13 protein-coding genes and 1 pseudogene are annotated in these 16,211 nt (G+C 71.9%); 11 read left to right on the top strand and 3 right to left on the bottom strand.

What is annotated here, in order from left to right; genetic code table 11:
- From ACFHWE_RS18115 to ACFHWE_RS18085, 7 genes are all read left to right on the top strand, one after another.
- Positions 1-3,535: non-ribosomal peptide synthetase (locus ACFHWE_RS18115; RefSeq protein ID WP_416602853.1), on the top strand; the 3,535-nt coding region annotated here is incomplete at its 5' end.
- Positions 3,532-3,729 carry an MbtH family protein gene (locus ACFHWE_RS18110; RefSeq protein ID WP_416602852.1) on the top strand — a complete coding sequence of 66 codons (198 nt, stop codon included), beginning with the start codon at positions 3,532-3,534 and terminating at the stop codon, positions 3,727-3,729. The genes ACFHWE_RS18115 and ACFHWE_RS18110, both read left to right, overlap by 4 nt.
- A 260-nt stretch (positions 3,730-3,989) precedes the next feature.
- Positions 3,990-4,952, top strand: a complete 963-nt coding sequence (locus ACFHWE_RS18105; protein ID WP_416602851.1) for a GHMP kinase — start codon at positions 3,990-3,992, stop codon at positions 4,950-4,952.
- 9 nt (positions 4,953-4,961) lie between these two features.
- A complete protein-coding gene (locus ACFHWE_RS18100) occupies positions 4,962-5,996 on the top strand; it encodes a PLP-dependent cysteine synthase family protein (protein WP_416602850.1) in 1,035 nt (344 codons plus the stop codon).
- A 17-nt stretch (positions 5,997-6,013) separates the two neighbouring features.
- The gene (gene rraA, locus ACFHWE_RS18095; protein WP_416602849.1) at positions 6,014-6,547 is read left to right on the top strand and encodes a ribonuclease E activity regulator RraA; all 534 of its coding nucleotides are present in this window, start codon (positions 6,014-6,016) and stop codon (positions 6,545-6,547) included.
- A complete protein-coding gene (locus ACFHWE_RS18090) occupies positions 6,544-7,866 on the top strand; it encodes an MFS transporter (protein WP_416602848.1) in 1,323 nt (440 codons plus the stop codon). Before rraA ends, ACFHWE_RS18090 begins: the two co-directional genes overlap by 4 nt.
- Before the next feature lie 100 nt (positions 7,867-7,966).
- On the top strand, positions 7,967-8,392 hold the full coding sequence (locus ACFHWE_RS18085) for a YciI family protein (RefSeq protein WP_416602847.1): 426 nt from the start codon (positions 7,967-7,969) through the stop codon (positions 8,390-8,392).
- 84 nt (positions 8,393-8,476) lie between these two features.
- Here ACFHWE_RS18085 and ACFHWE_RS18080 read toward each other — a convergent pair whose 3' ends face one another.
- Positions 8,477-10,333: an FHA domain-containing protein gene (locus ACFHWE_RS18080; RefSeq protein ID WP_416602846.1), complete on the bottom strand. Its 1,857-nt coding sequence runs from the start codon at positions 10,331-10,333 to the stop codon at positions 8,477-8,479.
- Between the two features lie 429 nt (positions 10,334-10,762).
- Between ACFHWE_RS18080 and ACFHWE_RS18075 the strand changes: the two genes are divergently transcribed.
- The 3 genes from ACFHWE_RS18075 to ACFHWE_RS18065 all read left to right on the top strand — a co-directional run bounded on the left by ACFHWE_RS18075 (position 10,763) and on the right by ACFHWE_RS18065 (position 13,754).
- A complete protein-coding gene (locus tag ACFHWE_RS18075) occupies positions 10,763-12,019 on the top strand; it encodes an RNA polymerase sigma factor (RefSeq protein ID WP_416602845.1) in 1,257 nt (418 codons plus the stop codon).
- Positions 12,020-12,276: 257 nt separating this feature from the next.
- Positions 12,277-12,990 carry an ABC transporter ATP-binding protein gene (locus tag ACFHWE_RS18070; RefSeq protein ID WP_416602857.1) on the top strand — a complete coding sequence of 238 codons (714 nt, stop codon included), beginning with the start codon at positions 12,277-12,279 and terminating at the stop codon, positions 12,988-12,990.
- Complete coding sequence (locus ACFHWE_RS18065) at positions 12,987-13,754, top strand: ABC transporter permease subunit (RefSeq protein ID WP_416602844.1); 768 nt, start codon at positions 12,987-12,989, stop codon at positions 13,752-13,754. The genes ACFHWE_RS18070 and ACFHWE_RS18065 overlap by 4 nt, the downstream gene beginning before the upstream one ends.
- Before the next feature lie 21 nt (positions 13,755-13,775).
- Here the strand turns inward: ACFHWE_RS18065 and ACFHWE_RS18060 are convergent, their stop codons facing one another.
- On the bottom strand, positions 13,776-15,107 hold the full coding sequence (locus tag ACFHWE_RS18060; protein WP_416602843.1) for a M20 metallopeptidase family protein: 1,332 nt from the start codon (positions 15,105-15,107) through the stop codon (positions 13,776-13,778).
- A gap of 114 nt (positions 15,108-15,221) precedes the next feature.
- A pseudogene (locus ACFHWE_RS18055) lies at positions 15,222-15,816 on the bottom strand (Uma2 family endonuclease).
- 126 nt (positions 15,817-15,942) lie between these two features.
- On the opposite strand from ACFHWE_RS18055, the gene ACFHWE_RS18050 reads away from it, so the two are divergent.
- Positions 15,943-16,203 (top strand): hypothetical protein, encoded by a 261-nt coding sequence (locus tag ACFHWE_RS18050; protein ID WP_416602842.1) that lies wholly within the window; start codon positions 15,943-15,945, stop codon positions 16,201-16,203.
- The last annotated feature ends 8 nt before the right edge of the window (positions 16,204-16,211 follow it).

The following is a 16,211-nucleotide window of genomic DNA, read 5'->3' as shown; positions in this document are numbered from 1 at the left end:
TCTGGGGCGGGCCTACCGGGACCGGTCGCGGGGCGCGGTGCCGGACTGGGAGCCGCTGGAGATCCAGTACGCCGACTACGCGCTCTGGCAGCGCGGCCTCCTGGACGACGACGCCGACGGCACCCCCCTCGACGTCCAGACCGAGTTCTGGCGGAAGGCCCTGGAGGGCGCCCCCGAGGCGCTGGACCTGCCCGCCGACCGGCCCCGGCCCGCCGCCGCCTCCTACCGCGGAGAGGTCCTCACCTTCGACGTCCCCGCGGACGTCCACCGCAGGCTCGCCGAGGTCGCCGCCGACCACGACGCCACCCTGTTCATGGCGGTCCAGGCCGCCCTGGCGGTCCTGCTGGACCGGATGGGCGCCGGCTCCGACGTCCCGCTCGGCACCCCCGTCGCCGGACGCGCGGACACGGCACTGGAGGACCTGGTGGGGTTCTTCGTCAACACCCTGGTCCTGCGCACCGACACCTCCGGCAACCCCGGGTTCGGCGCGCTCCTGGAACGGGTGAAGGAGGCCGACCTGGCCGCCTTCGCCCACCAGGACCTGCCCTTCGAGCGGCTCGTGGAGGCGGTCAACCCCGCCCGCTCCACCGCGCACCACCCGCTCTTCCAGGTCATGCTCACCCTCCAGAACGACACCCAGGCCTCCCTGGGGCTGCCCGGACTCGACGTGGCGGAGGAGCCCTTCGCCACCGGCATGGCCAAGTTCGACCTCACCTTCGTCCTCAGGGAGCGCCGCGGCCCCGACGGCGCCCCCGCCGGGCTCGACGGAGGTCTGGAGTACGCCACCGACCTGTTCGACGCCGAGAGCGCCGCCCTGCTGGCGGCCCGGCTCTGCCGCCTGCTCGACGCCGCCTCGGCCGACCCCGCCACCGGGGTGCGCGACCTGCCGGTCCTGACGGAGGAGGAGTACGCGCACGCCGTGGAGGAGTACAACGGCACCGCCGTCACCGGACCTCCCCGCGCCCTGGTCCACGAACTCTTCGAGGACCGCGTGAACGAGACCCCCGACGCGGTCGCCCTGGTCAGCGGCGACGAGAGCCTCACCTGCGCCGAACTGGACACGCGCGCCAACCGGCTCGCCCACCACCTGATCGCCCTCGGCGTGGAGCCCGAGTCCGCGGTGGCCGTGCTCATGGACCGCTCCGTCCACCAGATGGTGGCCACCCTCGCGGTCGTCAAGTGCGGGGCCGCCTACGTACCGCTGGCCGCCTCCTTCCCCGCCTCCCGGGTGCGGACCATCATGGCCGAGACGGGCGCCCGGGCCCTGCTCACCGACAGCGGAGCGCGCGACGGCGACGTCGTCACCGCCGAGGCCGGGCGGGGGACGCCGGTCGCCGTGGTCGACGCCCTGCCCGCCGACGGCCCCGGGCACAGCCCCGGGGTACGGGTCGGGGACCTGGCCCTGCTGTACGTGATGTTCACGTCCGGGTCCACCGGCAGGCCCAAGGGCGTGGCGGTCGACCACCGCAACGTCGTCGGCCTCGTCTCGGACCGCTGTTGGGACGGGGACGCCCACCGCCGGGTCATGGTGCACTCCGCCTACGGGTTCGACGCCTCCACCTACGAGATGTGGGTGCCGCTCCTGCGCGGGTCGACCCTGGTCCTGGCGCCGCGCACCGACGGCGACGCCCGGGTCCTGGCCGACACCGTCCGGGAACGGGCGGTGACCGCCGCCTACTTCACGACCGGGCTGTTCAACGTCATGGCCGACGAGTGCGTGGAGGCCCTCGCCCTGCTGCGCGAAGTGTGGTTCAGCGGCGACGTCGCCTCGCCCGGCGCCCTCCAGAGGGTCCTGGACCACTGCCCCGACACCGTGGTGGTCCACGGGTACGGGCCCACGGAGACGACCGTGTGGTCGAGCTACCAGGCCTTCGGCACCGGGGAGCGCCGACTCGACGAGGTCCACCTGGGCACGCCCATGGACGACACCACCATGTACGTCCTCGACGACCGGCTCCGGCCGGTGCCGCCCGGCGCCACCGGTGAACTGTACGTGGGCGGCGCGCACGTGGCCCGCGGATACGTCGGGCGCCCGGACCTGACCGCGGAACGGTTCGTCGCCGATCCGCTCGGGGAGCCCGGCCGCCGCATGTACCGGACCGGGGACCTGGTGCGCTGGACCCGCCAGGGCCGGATCCGCTTCATCGGCCGGATCGACGGACAGATCAAGATCCGGGGGTTCCGGATCGAGCCGGCCGAGGTCGAGGCGGTACTCGGCTCCAGGCCCGGGGTGGCCCAGTGCGCGGTGGTGGTCCGTGAGGACCGCCCCGGCGACAAGCGGCTCGTCGCCTACGTGGTGCTTGACCCCGGCCACGGCCTGGACCGGGCGGAACTGCGCCGGAGCATGGGCGAGACCCTGCCCGACTACATGGTCCCCTCGATGTTCGTGCCCATGGACCGGCTGCCGCTGACGGGCAACGGCAAGCTCGACCGCCGTGCCCTGCCCGCCCCCGACTACGGGGCGCTCTCCGGGGGGCGCGGCCCCCGCACACCCCGCGAGGAGATCGCGTGCCGGATCTTCGCCGAGGTCCTGGGCCTGGACCGGGTCGGGGTCGACGACTCCTTCTTCGACCTGGGCGGCCACTCCCTGCTCGCCACCCGCCTGGTGAGCCGCATCAACGAGGACACCGGACTCGACCTGCGGGTGCGGGACCTCTTCCAGACCCCCACGGTCGCCGGACTCCTCGGCGGCGGGGACCGCGCCGGCGCCCTCGACGTCCTGCTGCCCCTCCAACCGGAGGGCGAGGGGCGCCCGCTCTTCTGCGTCCACCCCGCCGCAGGGATGAGCTGGTGCTTCGCGGGCCTGGCCCGCCGGATCGGCGGACCCCTCTACGGGTTGCAGAGCCGGGCGCTGAGGGAACCGGACGCGCTCCCCGCGAGCGTGGAGGAGATCGCGGCGGACTACCTCCGCCAGATCAGGGAGGTGCAGCCCGAAGGGCCCTACCGGTTCCTGGGCTACTCCTTCGGGGGGCTGGTCGCCCACGCCATGGCGACCGCCCTCCAGGAACAGGGTGAGGAGGTCGAACTGCTCGCCCTGATGGACTCCTACCCCGCCCACGGCATCGGGGGCGCGTCCGCGCCCGGCCACGAGCAGATGCTGGGCATGCTCCTGGGCCGGACTCCGGAGGATCCCGGAACCGCCCAGGAGCGGGAGGAGCCCTTCGACCTCGACCGGGCGGTGGCCGAACTGCGCCGCCTGGACCCGGTCCTGGCCGGATTCGAGGAGTCCGAGGTGGCCGCACTGGTCACCGCCGCGGTCAACCACGTGGAGATCGCACAGAACTTCGTCCCGGGCGTCTTCGAGGGTGACGTCACCTTCTTCCGGGCGGAACTGGGACGGATGGACGGAGCACCCGACACCGGTGCCTGGACGGAGCACGTGGGAGGTGAGATCGACGTACACCGGGTCGGGGCGACACACGCGCGCATGGCGGACCCAGGGCCGATCGAACGGATCGGCGGGGTCCTGGCCGCGCGGTTGGACACCACCGACGGCGCCGCGCACCGCGGCGCAGTGAAGGAGATCCTGACATGACCAACCCCTTCGAGGACACCGAGGGCCGCTTCCGCGTTCTGGTCAACGCGGAGGGCCAGCACTCGCTGTGGCCGTCCTTCGCGGACGCCCCGGCCGGCTGGTCCGTGGCCAAGGAGGAGGACGGCCGCCAGGCCTGCCTGGACTACATCGAGGAGAACTGGGCCGACATCCGGCCCACGAGCCTGGTCGGCTGACCCCGTCCGCACGGTGACGGTTCCGGTGCCCGCCACGAGCGGGACCGGCCTGGGCCGACGGCTACGGGCCGTCGGTCGGCGAAGAGCCCCGGACACGGAGTGAACCTCCGGGTCCGGGGCTCTCGCGTATTCGGGAAAGCCCTGGTGGGACTGCCGGTCGGCTGCCGCCCCGCACTGCCTGGCGGGCGGTCCCGGACTCCGTAGTGTCCTTCCTGACCGGAGCCGGGTGTGCGGCGATGTGCCACGGAATGGGTAGCGGAATGCGGACATCGGAAGACGAGACGACCAGTGACACGAGCTCCCCGAGGACGCCCCGAGCCGCGTCCCGCGCGGTCGGTATGGGCTTCGGTTCCTCTCTGGCGCACCACGGGGAGATCCTCCAGGGGATGTTCGAGCACGAGGGGCGGCTGGTCCGCGGGCTGGTGACGATGCCCTGCGACCTCTACCGCTCCTACGTGGTCTTCGAGCCCTCCCCCGCTCCCGTGCTCACGGTGAGCCCGCCCGACAGGACCAAGGCGTTCCGGGCCGCGGCCGAGGCCCTCGCGGCCCTGGGCCGCTCCTACACCGGGGGACACCTCTACCTCCAGTCCGACGTCCCGTTGGCCCGCGGGTTCGGATCCTCCACCAGCGACGTGATCGCCTCGGTCCTGGCGGTCCACGACGCCTGCGGACGCAGACCCGACAGCGCCGTGACGGCCCGGCTCGCGGTCCGCGCCGAGCTGGCCTCGGACTCGCTGATGTTCGGCGACCGGGCGGTGCTGTTCGCCCAGCGAGAAGGGGTCCTGGTCGAGGAGTTCACCGGCCCCCTGCCGCCCCTGTCCGTGCTCGGGTTCGGGACCAGCCGGGACGGCGCGGGGATCTCGACCCTGGACATGCGGCCCGCCGCCTACGGCCCCGGCGAGGTCGCCGAGTTCGCCGATCTGCGCGCCGGACTGCGCGAGGCCGTGGTCGAACAGGACCCGGCGGGGGTCGGAGCGGTCGCCTGGGCCAGCAGCAGGATCAACCAGCGCCACCTCCCGGTCCCCGGCTTCGCGGACCTGGAGGCCCTCGTCCGCCGTTGCGGGGCCGTGGGGATCCAGGTGGCGCACAGCGGGGACATCGCGGGCCTGCTGTTCGACGGCCGCGACCCCGACATCGACGACGCCCGGGACCGCGCCGAACGGATGCTCGGCGACCTCGGCGTCGAGGACACCTGGCGCTTCTCCGCCCACGTACGAAAGTAGGGACCCCCGATGAACCAGCCACCCGCGGTCTACGGCTCGATGGTCGAGGCGATGGTCATGCCTCGCATCGTGCGCCTGCGCCCCAACCTCCACGCGGTCGTCTTCAGCCTCATGAAGCTCCTGCCTGCAAAGCACATCGTCGAACAGGCCCGGTCCAGCGGGCTCCTGGCGCCGGGCGCACCCGTGCTGGAGACCTCCTCCGGGACCTTCGCCCTCGGCCTGGCCCTGGTCTGCCGGCACTGGGGGCACCCGCTCACGATCGTCGGCGACCCCGCCATCGACCCCGCGCTGCGGACCCGGCTGGAGATGCTGGGGACCCGCGTCGAGATCGTCGACGACTTCGACGCCCCGGGCGGTATCCAGGGCGCGCGCCTGACCCGTCTGGAGGAGCTACGCCGCGAACTGCCCGGGGCGTTCGTGCCCGGCCAGTACGACAACCCCGGAAACCCCGGTTCGTACCTCCCGGTGGCCGAGCTGATCGCCACGACGGTCGGCCGGGTGGACCGCCTGGTCGGCCCGGTGGGCTCGGGCGGTTCCAGCGGCGGCATCTCCAGCGCGCTCCGCCTGTTCGGAGCGGACCCGCGGGTGGTCGGCGTGGACACCCCGGGCAGCGTCATCTTCGGCCTGGACAACGGCCCCCGGGCGCTGCGCGGCCTCGGCAGCAGCATCCGGCCGGGGAACGTCGTCCACCGCTCCTACGACGAGGTGCACTGGGTGAGCGCCGCGGCGGCGTTCGAGACCACCCGCCGCCTGTTCTCCGAGCGCGGCATGTTCGTGGGCCCCACCAGCGGCGCCGCCCACCTGGCCGCCGACTGGTACGCCCGGCGCGACGGCGGGGAGAGCACCGTCGTCGTCTTCCCCGACGACGGCTACCGGTACCAGGACACCGTCTACAGCGAGCAGTGGCTGCGCGAGCACGGGCACTGGGCCCCCGACCTGCCGGAGGAGCCGTTCCTGGCGGAGCGCCCCGAGGCCGCCGACCCGCACTGGACGCGGATCGAGTGGGATCGCCGCCCCGCCCCCGAACACGTTTCCGCAGGCTGACCGAGGAGCCCACGACCATGACGAGCACCACCACACACCCGGCCACCGCGGACCTCATGGACGCCTACCCCGCCCTGGTGAGCTGCCGGACCCAGTTCCTGCGCTACGGGGGCCGTGGATCCTTCCACGGGACCGTCGCCACCGTGCGCTGCCGCGAGGACAACGGCCTGGTGAAGGACGCGGTCGCCGAACCCGGTCGGGGCCGTGTCCTCGTCGTGGACGGCGGCGGATCGCTGCACACCGCCCTGGTCGGGGACAACGTCGCCCAGACCGCCGCCGACCGCGGATGGGCCGGGATCGTCGTCATCGGCGCGGTGCGCGACGTCCTCGGACTCTCCCGTATCGACATCGGCGTGCTCGCGCTGGGCACCAACCCGCGCAGGCCGTCCCGTGCGGGGGCCGGAGCCCTCGACGTACCGGTCTCCTCCGGAGGCGCGGTGTTCCTGCCGGGACACCTGTTCTTCGCCGACGGGGACGGTGTCGTGACCGGCCCACCGGACGCCCTCCCGCCTTTCTCCCCCTTCCGCAACCCTTCCGAGGAGAGGTCATGACCACCCCCGTCCACGGCGCTTCGCAGCCGACGACACCGAGTCCGCCCGGGCTCGGCCCGGCCTTCCGCAGGTTCTGGGCCGGAAGCCTGCTCAGCAACCTCGCCGACGGGATCATGCTCACCGCCCTGCCCATGGTGGCGGCGATGCTGACCAACGACCCGATACTGGTGTCGGGGCTGATGGTGGCCCGGTTCCTGCCGTGGCTCCTGTGCGGCCTCCTCGCCGGGGTGGTCGTGGACCGCGTGAACCGCGCCACGCTCATGGTCGCGGCCAACCTCGTGCGCGGCGGTGCCATCGCGGCCCTGGCCGTGCTGGTGGCCACCGGAACCGCGTCCATCTGGGCGCTGTACGCCGTGATGTTCACGGTGATGCTCTGCGAGGTGTTCTACGACCTCTCGGGGCGCGCGGCCCTGCCCGACCTGGTCCCGGCCGACGGGCTGGACCGGGCCAACGGCCGCCTGGTCGGCGGAAAGACCGTCACGGAGGACTTCGGCGGCGCCCCGCTGGCCGGCTTCCTCTTCGTCGTCGCGGCCGCGCTCCCGCTGGCGGTGAACGCCGGTGCCTACGTCCTCGGGGCCCTGGTGCTGCTCGGGCTCCCGCTGGCGGTGCGCCGCCCTGAGAGCGGCGAACCGGCCCCGCAGGCGTCCGGGGGCGCGGCCTCCGGCGCCGTCCGCGCCGTCCTCACGGAGATCCGCGCCGGTCTGGGGTTCGTGTTCGGCGACCGGGCGCTGCGCTCCCCCGTCCTGTTCGGGGTGGTCGTGAACATGGCGTTCATGGCCCAGGCCGGTGTCCTGGTCCTCATCGTGCAGGAGCACTTCGGTGTCCCGGAGGCCCTCTACGGCGTGTTCCTGGCCTCCTCCGCGGTCGGGGCGCTGCTCGGTTCGGCGCTGGTCGGCAAGGTCGCCGCGAAGCTGGGCCGGTTCCGCACCGAACTCGTGTCCTTCGGAGCCATGGGGCTGTGCTGCCTGGCGTTCGGCCTGGCCCCCAGCGCCTACCTCGCGGCTCTGGCCTGGATGCTGCTCGGAGCGGCCATGACGGTCTCCAACGTCGTCATGATCGGTTCGGCGCAACTGATCGTGCCCGGTGACCGCCTCGGGAGGGTGATGTCGGTGATCCAGGTCCTCGGGTTCGGCCTCGCCCCGGTGGGTGCGCTCCTGGGCGGCTTGCTGGGCCGGGTGGAACTCCACTACGTCCCCGTGGCCGCCGGTACGGTCCTGCTCGTCTCCCTGGTCCTGGCAGTTCCCGGCCTGCGCGCGCTGACCGCCCGCGCCGACGACGCGGAGGCGGCCGCCGTGGCGGCGGCCCGGGAGGGGGCCTGAGAAAAATCCTCCGGGGCGTGTCGATCCGGCGCGGGGCCGTTCGACGGGTAGGTGAGAGCGGGGGAGAAGAGCCCCCACCAGGAACGGAAAGGCGAAGACCGTGCGCTACCTGATGTCGATCATGTCCACCCCCGAGTCCGAGACCACCGACTACGAGAACCCGCCGGAGGTCTACGAGGCGATGGCCGCCTACAACGACGAGATGATCAAGGCCGGTGTCCTGCTGACCGGCGAGGGGCTCGCCCCCACCTCGGAGGGGGCCGAGATCGTCTTCCGGGGCGGTGAGGCGACCGTCACCGACGGCCCCTTCACCGAGGCCAAGGAGTTCATCGCCGGTTACTGGGTCCTCCAGGTCTCCTCCCACGAGGAGGCGCTGGAGTGGGCGCGGCGCTGCCCGCACCCGCCGGCCGGCAGCGACGCGGTGCTCAAGCTCCAGTTGCGCCGGATCGCCGAACTGGAGGAGATGGACGAGATGCCCGAGGAGCTGAAGGAGCGCGAGCGCGAGCTGCGCTCCCAGGGGTACTGACCGGGGCCGCTGAGACCGGACCGCGGCCCGCGGTGCCGGTGGCACCGCGGGCCGCCGCTGCCGGTGGCCCGCCCCGGGCGAACGTCAGCCCTTCGCCGCCTCGGCCTCCTCCCGGTAGAAGATGTCGATGTCGACCTCCTCGCCACCGACCGTCAGGGTGTCCCACGGGCCGCCGGCCACCAGGGAGCGCAGGGTCTCGTCGCTCAGGCCGCCCAGGTGGTCGCGCAGCGACGCGTCGTCGGGCATGCCGGGGATGCGTGCGGACAGCCGTTCACGGATCGAACCCAGCCGCTCCAGCAGGGTCTCCAGGTCCGCTTCCCGGTTGGAGCCCGCCGTCTCGATGCTCTGGGCGATCTTGTCCTTGATCGCGATCTCCGAGCCGTCGTCGGCGGCGGTCACCATCGCCTTCCAGGCCCGGCTCTTGTGCCGGTACTGGAGCATCGACATCGCCGCCTCGTGGCGGATGAAGTCCGAGTCGCGGAAGGGGCGGCCGTTCCACGCGCTGCTGAGCGAGCGCGCCAGGGAGATGGCCGAGGCCAGGCCGCTGTTGAGTCCCCGACCGGGCCAGAAGTGGATCGCGTTGGCGGCGTCACCGAGCAGGAAGCCGTAGGTGCCCGGGTTCTTCGACCCCGGTGGGCGCAGCTCCGCGGTGAACCGGGGCCGCTGCACCATGCTCAGCCGGAAGGCGGTGACGGCCTTGAGGTCGGACTCGGGCACACCGAACAGCTCCAGCCCCTGGCGCACCCGCTTCCACAGGGGTGAGCCCTTGATCAGGGAGGGCAGGAACAGCGAGTTGTGGGTGGAGCAGCTGAAGTCGTCGTCCTCGCCGTCGCGCGCCATCACACACGGGCGCGAACCGATGCACTGCTCGAACACCTGCCGGACCGGGTCGATCCCGACGACCTCCTGGGCCTCGGCGTCGGTGAGGCGCATGTTCAGGAAGCCCTGGCCCTCCAGCGAGTTCAGCAGGTAGCGGTTCTGCGCCACGGTCAGCAGGACGGTCGCGGGGTCCGACAGCTTGGACTTGACGCGCAGGCCCAGCACCACGTCCTCCAGGTGCTGCCCGTCCAGAGAGTAGATCGACGTGTCCGCCTGCCCGAACTTCTTGGTGAAGTGCTCCCGGCTGCGGGAGCGCGACCCCTCGCACACCGCGAGCACGTGGGTGTCGTCCAGGGCGTTCGGGTCCCCGGTGACGTTGAACTTCTCGGGGACGAGCTTGATGCGGCCGGGCCGTTCGGAGGCCATCTCCAGGAGGACGTCCTCGATACGGGAGATGCGGATGTTGCGCGGGCCCCTTCCGCCGATCGAGTCGGCGCCCGAGGGCCACATCTCGGTGTAGGCGCCGGGGGCGAACAGCCGCTCCTGCATCTCCTCGGAGAGGTTGAGGTACTGGCGGCTCTGGACCGTCACGACCTGCTGGCGCCGGACGTTGCCCTGCTTCTCGTTCTTCCACACGACACGGCCGTTGTCGCGGGTCCAGCGCGCGTCGTAGACGGTGACGGACGCCCGGCCGCCGAGGAGGTGGTCGGTCAGCAGGGCGAAGGCCAGGCCGACGGGGCCGCCGCCCGAGACCGTGACGTTCATGACCGGCCCGGACACGGAGCCGGGGCGGACGAACAGCTGGGTGACCGGAGGGCTGGCCTCCTGCGTCTCGGAGGGCTCCCAGCAGAACACCTCGTCGCCGATGGTGATCAGGTCGCCGGGGCGCAGGACGTGAGACGCCGTCGGCTCGCCGTTGACCGTGGTTCCGTTGCTGCTCTCCCGGTCGTAGAGGACGTACCCGCCCCCCTCGGGGAGGATCTCCGCGTGGAAGCGGGAGGCCAGCTTGCTCACGACCACCACGCTGTTGCTGGCGTGGCGGCCGAAGGTGATCGGCACATCGCCCACCGGGAACCGCTGCTGGGCGAAGGGGCCTTCACGGCCGACGATCTCGAATGACACAGCCTGCTTCTTTCTGTCAGGGGGACGGGCTCTGTTCGGGGGCCTGGGGCGGCCTTCTCGTTCTGGGACGCGGGAGGACGGCCTGCGGATCTGATTTCCTCGGAATCCCTCACCCGGCGGGCGTTCCGGACGGATGCCTACCTACCCCGAGGGGGAGCGGGAACGCGGCGGCGACCCCGCCCGCACCGGTACCGACCGGCCCGTTCACCTCGGTGCGTACACCGGGGATGAGCAGCGGGTAACGCTTCCCTCCTCGGCGGGGTGCTCTCCCGTCCGCGTCACGGTGCGCGACCGTGGGCGGTGGAAAGAGAGGTCACCCGCGACGATGGCGTGAGCGGTTTTCGGCCGAGGGTCGAATCGGTTTCTGTGGCCTTTCACAAAGCGGGAGGCGTGCTTGCGGCGTGTGACCCGCGGTGCTTTCATTGCACCGTGAGCCACGGGGATACCACGCGCGCGGTGGAGGCGGTCTGGCGCATCGAGTCGGCGCGCCTCATCGGAGCCCTCACCCGGATGGTGGGCGATGTCGGCCTGGCCGAGGAGTTCGCCCAGGACGCCCTGGTCAGCGCCCTGGAGAAGTGGCCCGAGGAGGGTGTGCCGAGCAAACCGGGCGCCTGGCTGACTACCGTGGCCAAACGCCGCGTCCTCGACCGCTGGCGCCGCGACGAGCGGTTCAAGGAGCGCATGGCCGACCTCGGGCGCGGGATCGCCGAGCACGACGGGCAGGCCGAGTTCGACGCCGCGCTAGAGGAGGACTACGGCGACGACGTCCTCCGGCTCATGTTCGTGTGCTGCCACCCTGTCCTGTCCGGCAAGGCGAGGGTCGCCCTGACCCTGCGCATGCTCGGTGGCCTGTCCACGGACGAGATCGCCCGCGCCTTCCTGGTGTCCGAACCGACCGTGGCGCAGCGGATCGTGCGGGCCAAACGCACCCTCGCCAAGAGGAGGGTGCCCTTCGAGATACCTTCCGGAGCGGACCGTGACTCCCGCCTCTCCTCCGTCCTGGACGTGCTCTACCTCATTTTCAACGAGGGCTACACCGCCACGTCCGGTGCCGACTGGATGCGCACGGACCTGTGCGAGGAGGCGATGCGCCTGGGCCGGGTGCTCGCCGCGCTCCTGCCCGACGAGCGCGAGGTGCACGGGCTGCTCGCCCTCATGGAGTTGCAGGCCTCACGGTTCCGTGCCCGCTCCGGGGCGGACGGCCGCCCCGTGTCGCTGGCAGACCAGGACCGCTCGCGCTGGGACCGGCTCCTGATCACCCGGGGCCTGCGTTCGCTGGCCCGCTCCGTCCCCCGCGACCCCGCCGAACCACGGGGGGCCTACTCGCTCCAGGCGGGGATCGCCGCCGAACACGCCCGCGCCCCCAGCGCCGGCGACACCGACTGGGTCGCCATCGCGCTCCTGTACGAGCGGCTCGTCCGGCTCACCCGGTCGCCGGTGGCCGAGCTCAACCGGGCGGTCGCGGTGTCGATGGCCCTGGGGCCCGCGCCCGCGCTGGAGATCGTCGACGCGCTCCGGGGGATACCGGAACTGGAGGGCTACCACCCGCTGCCCGCCGTGCGCGGCGACCTGCTGGTCCGGCTCGGCCGCACTGGCGAGGCGCGCGCGGAATTCGAACGGGCCGCGGGACTCACCCGCAACGAACGCGAACGCGAACTCCTCCTGGAACGCGCCCGCTCCGGCTGACGGAGCACTCCGCGGATCCGTTCTGACCTGCGGATTCCGCTGCGCTACCGCCTACACCCAGTGTGCTTTCCCGCACCACTGACAAATGTCATGCGTTTCTGCTGGCATACCTCAGTTCTCAACGGAACGCGGAATCGTTAGATTCTTCATTATTCTGGAGAAAAGTCTTCCGTGTGCTCTATGGAAAGAGACGGTCGGCTCTTCTCCGCGTTCTTGTGCGAAGAGAGGGATCAGTGTCGGCGATCGAAGTAAGGAACATATCGAAGTCGTTCCGCGGCCACCGTGCGGTCGACGGCGTGTCCTTCACGGTGGAGCCGGGAACGGTCACCGGATTCCTGGGACCGAACGGGGCCGGCAAGACCACCACCCTGCGGTGCCTGCTCGGCCTGGTCCGCCCCGACCACGGTGAGGGGCTGTTCGGCGGCCGTCCCTACACGAGCCTGCCCGCCCCCGCCTCCGAGGTGGGCGCGGTGCTGGAGGCCAACAACCTGCATCCCGGGCGCAGCGGCCGCAACCACCTGCGCACCATGTGCGACGCCGCGGGCCTGCCGCTCTCCCGGGCGGACGAGGTGCTCGACGAGGTCGGCATCGCCGAGGCCGGCGGCAAGCGGGTCGCCGGGTACTCGATGGGCATGCGCCAGCGCCTGTCCCTGGCCGGGGCGCTGCTGGGCGACCCCAAGGTGCTGATCCTGGACGAGCCCGCCAACGGCCTCGACCCGCAGGGCATCGACTGGCTGCGCCGCTTCCTGGACCACCGGGCGCACGAGAGGGGCGTCGCCGTCCTCGTCTCCAGCCACGTCCTGGCCGAGGTCGAGCAGACCGTGGACAACGTCGTCATCATCGCCCGGGGCCGACTCGTCCACCAGGGGACCCTCAGCGAACTCACCGGGGGAGGGGAGAGCCTGCACGAGGCCTTCCTCCGCCTCACCGACCAGGAGAACGCCGAACAGCCCGTGGGAGGCAGCCGATGACCGCGCTCGTCAGGTCCGAACTCCGCAAGGTCTTCACCACCCGGCTGTGGTGGATCATGCTCCTGGCCGCCCTGGCCTGGGTGGGGCTGTCCCTGGGCCTCATCATCGTCTCCGCCGGGATGGAGGGGGGCTTCGCCGCCGACAGCACCGAGTACGCCGGGGCCGTCTGGCCCATGGGCGCCTCGGGGACCCTCTTCGCCCTGGTCATCGGCATCGTGGTGGTGACCTCGGAGTACCAGCACCGCACCGTCAACACCACCTTCCTGGTCAGCCCCCGCCGACTGCCCGTGGTCCTGGCCAAGGCCGTGGCCGCGGCCCTGGTCGGCCTGCTGTTCGGCGCGGTCGTGGTCGGACTGTCCGCCCTGGTCGCCGGCGCCTCCATCCTGGCCGGGGGAGGGGACCTGAACCTGGTCGACAACCAGGTGCCGCGCGTGCTCCTCGGCTCCGTGGCCGCCCACGTCGCCTACACCGTGATCGGTGTGGGCGTGGGCGCGCTCATCCGCAATCAGATCGCCGCCCTGGTGGCCGGAATCCTGTGGGTGTTCATGCTGGAGCCGATCCTGGTGGTCGTGCCCCAGCTCCAGGACGTCGGCCGGTGGCTGCCCGGCGGTGCGGTCTCCGCCCTCTACGACACCGGGGTCGACTACGGCATGGGGGCCATGGAACTGCTGCCGGTGTGGGGCGCGTCCCTGGTCCTGGCGGGCTACGCCGCGGTGGCGATCGCCCTGGCCGCGGCCACCACGCTCCGCCGCGACGTGGCCTGAACCCGCGCGGGGCGGCCGGGCTCAGAACGCGGGCGGGCCCGGCTGCCCCGACAGTTCCGGGTCCACCCGCCCGGTCACGTGGTCCACGGCCATGTTGGCGTGCAGCCGCGCCCCGGTGAGCAGCACCGAGTCGTCGGCGTAGAAGGCCGGGTTGTGGTTGGCCGCCGAGCCGCGTTGGCCGGGGATCGAGCGCAGGGCCCCGTGGGCGTACTCGGTGTCCTGGCAGCCGAGCATCACGTAGACCCCGCCGAAGGCCCGGACGAACTCCGACACGTCGTCGTACCCCAGGGTGGGCTCGGTGTGCTTGACCATGTCAGCCCCCGCCACGCGGCGCAGGGTGGGCAGCGCGGCCGACGTCCACTCGGGGGTGTTGTCCACCGCGGGCACCTCCTGGAGGAACTCGGCCTCCGCGGTGCAGCCGTGGGCCTGCGCGAGGTGTTCCGCGGTGCGGCGCAGGTGGTCGCGCACGGTGTCCATGTCCCCGTCGTGCAGGCAGCGGACCGTCCCCCACAGGGTGACCGTCTCACCGATGATGTTGAACCGGCCCACGTCCTCCACGTGGCCGATGGAGACGGTGACCGGCGAGGTGGCGGGGATTCGCCGGTAGATCTGCCCGCAGGCGGAGACGATGTCGGCCGCCGGGGGCATGGGGTCCAGGCCCATCCACGGCATCGAGGCGTGCACCTGCTTGCCGTGCACGGTGATCCGTACCATGCAGGACGCCGCGTACTGGTGGCCCACCCGGTAGCCCACCACGCCCTTGGGCAGCGGGACGACGTGCAGGCCGAAGACCATGGTGGGGGCCGGGTCGCGCAGGGCCGGAGAGCCGACCATGCTGCGGGCCCCGCCCTCCTCGGCCACCGGAGGACCCTCCTCGGCGGGCTGGAAGACGAACAGAACGGTGCCCGGCAGATCCGAGCGCATGCCGGCCAGGACCTCCGCCGCACCCATCACCATCGCGGTGTGGCAGTCGTGGCCGCAGGCGTGCGCCACGGGGAAGGGGCCGCCGGGGTAGTCCGCGTCGACCGCGGTGGAGGCGAAGCCGACACCGCTCTCCTCCTTGACCGGGAGGGCATCGATGTCGGCGCGCAGCGCCGCCACGCGGTCCCCGCCGAGGCCGCCGCGCAGGACGCCGACCACGCCGTGCCCGGCCACCCCCGTGCGCACCTCGTCCAGCCCCAGTGAGCGCAGGTGCTCGGCGACGAAGGCGGCGGTCTCCGCCTCCCGGTTGGGCAGTTCGGGGTGCGCGTGCAGGTGGTGGCGCCACGCGACGATCTTGGACTCGATCGCCGCCGCCCGCCGGTCGACGGCTTCGTGCAGCGGGGCCACATCCGCGATGGTCGTCCCGGTCATCGTCCCTCCCGGTGCTCGCTGTGGCCACCGTAGGCCGGACCTCCCCACGATGGGTGTAAACGCGGGCAAATCCTCGCCACGCTCCCACACCCGCGGTGACCTGGGAGTCGAGACCTACCGGGCGTACCGCTTGAGTTCGCCGGTGCTCAGCACGATCCCGGTACCCGGGATCTCGACCGTGTGGCCGTAGCCGAGCGTGGTGATGCTCCGATAGCGGCCGTCGACGGGCTCGCCGTGCACGGTGACGCTGTCGTCGTCGCGGTCGATGAGCAGGTAGACACCGATGCTGCAGGCGGCGTGGGCTTGCGCCTTCCCCACCCGGTCCCGGGCGTTGGTGTCATAGTCCCAGGAGGTCGCCTCGACGACCGCGAGGACTCCGCGGGGATCGGCATTCGCCCTGACCGATGAAGTGGTCGACGGGGGCCAGGAGACCGTCCGGCCGGGCCCGGCCCTTACGGTAGGCGTCCACCTTCAGGTCCTGCCCGGTGACGTTCAGGTCGAGGTCCGCCCGCTGGGCCATGCATTGACGCGTCAACCACATGAGGATCGCGTTGTGGTCGCTGTCGGGCACGGTCCGGATCTCCATCTCACCGTTGAGATATTCGAGGGTGACGTCCTCACGAGCCGCGGCCTGGGCGATGACCTCGAACTGTGCGACGCTGAGCTTCTCGACAGGGGATCTGGGCGCGGAGTGCTCCATCACGGTCATGGCGATATCCCCTTCAGGCTGGATACGGGCGCCGACTGCGCGTCGCGGAGTCCGGAATCCAGCGGACAAGAGGCAGCTCCCGCCCACTCCCTTCACAGCGTGACATCCGAACATCATGATGTGCCTATGAGAACGACGATCGAGATCCCGGACGACCTGTACCGGCAGGTACTGTCCATCGCCGAGGACACATCGCGCTCACTCGGTGAGACGGTCACCGAACTGATGCGTCGTGGGTTGGGCCAGAACGGCGGTGCTGTGGGTATTTCCCGGAGCGCCAGGACCGGGCTGCCCGTGGTCCACCTGGGCACGGTCATCACGACCGGGGAGGTCCGGGACCTTGAGGAGGACGATCCTGGCCGGATGTCGACCGGGCATACCGTGTGAGTTCTGCG

The sequence above is a fragment of the Nocardiopsis sp. LOL_012 genome (assembly GCF_048060475.1).
Classification (GTDB): Bacteria; Actinomycetota; Actinomycetes; order Streptosporangiales; family Streptosporangiaceae; genus Nocardiopsis.
This window is presented reverse-complemented; position numbering and strand designations above follow the sequence as displayed.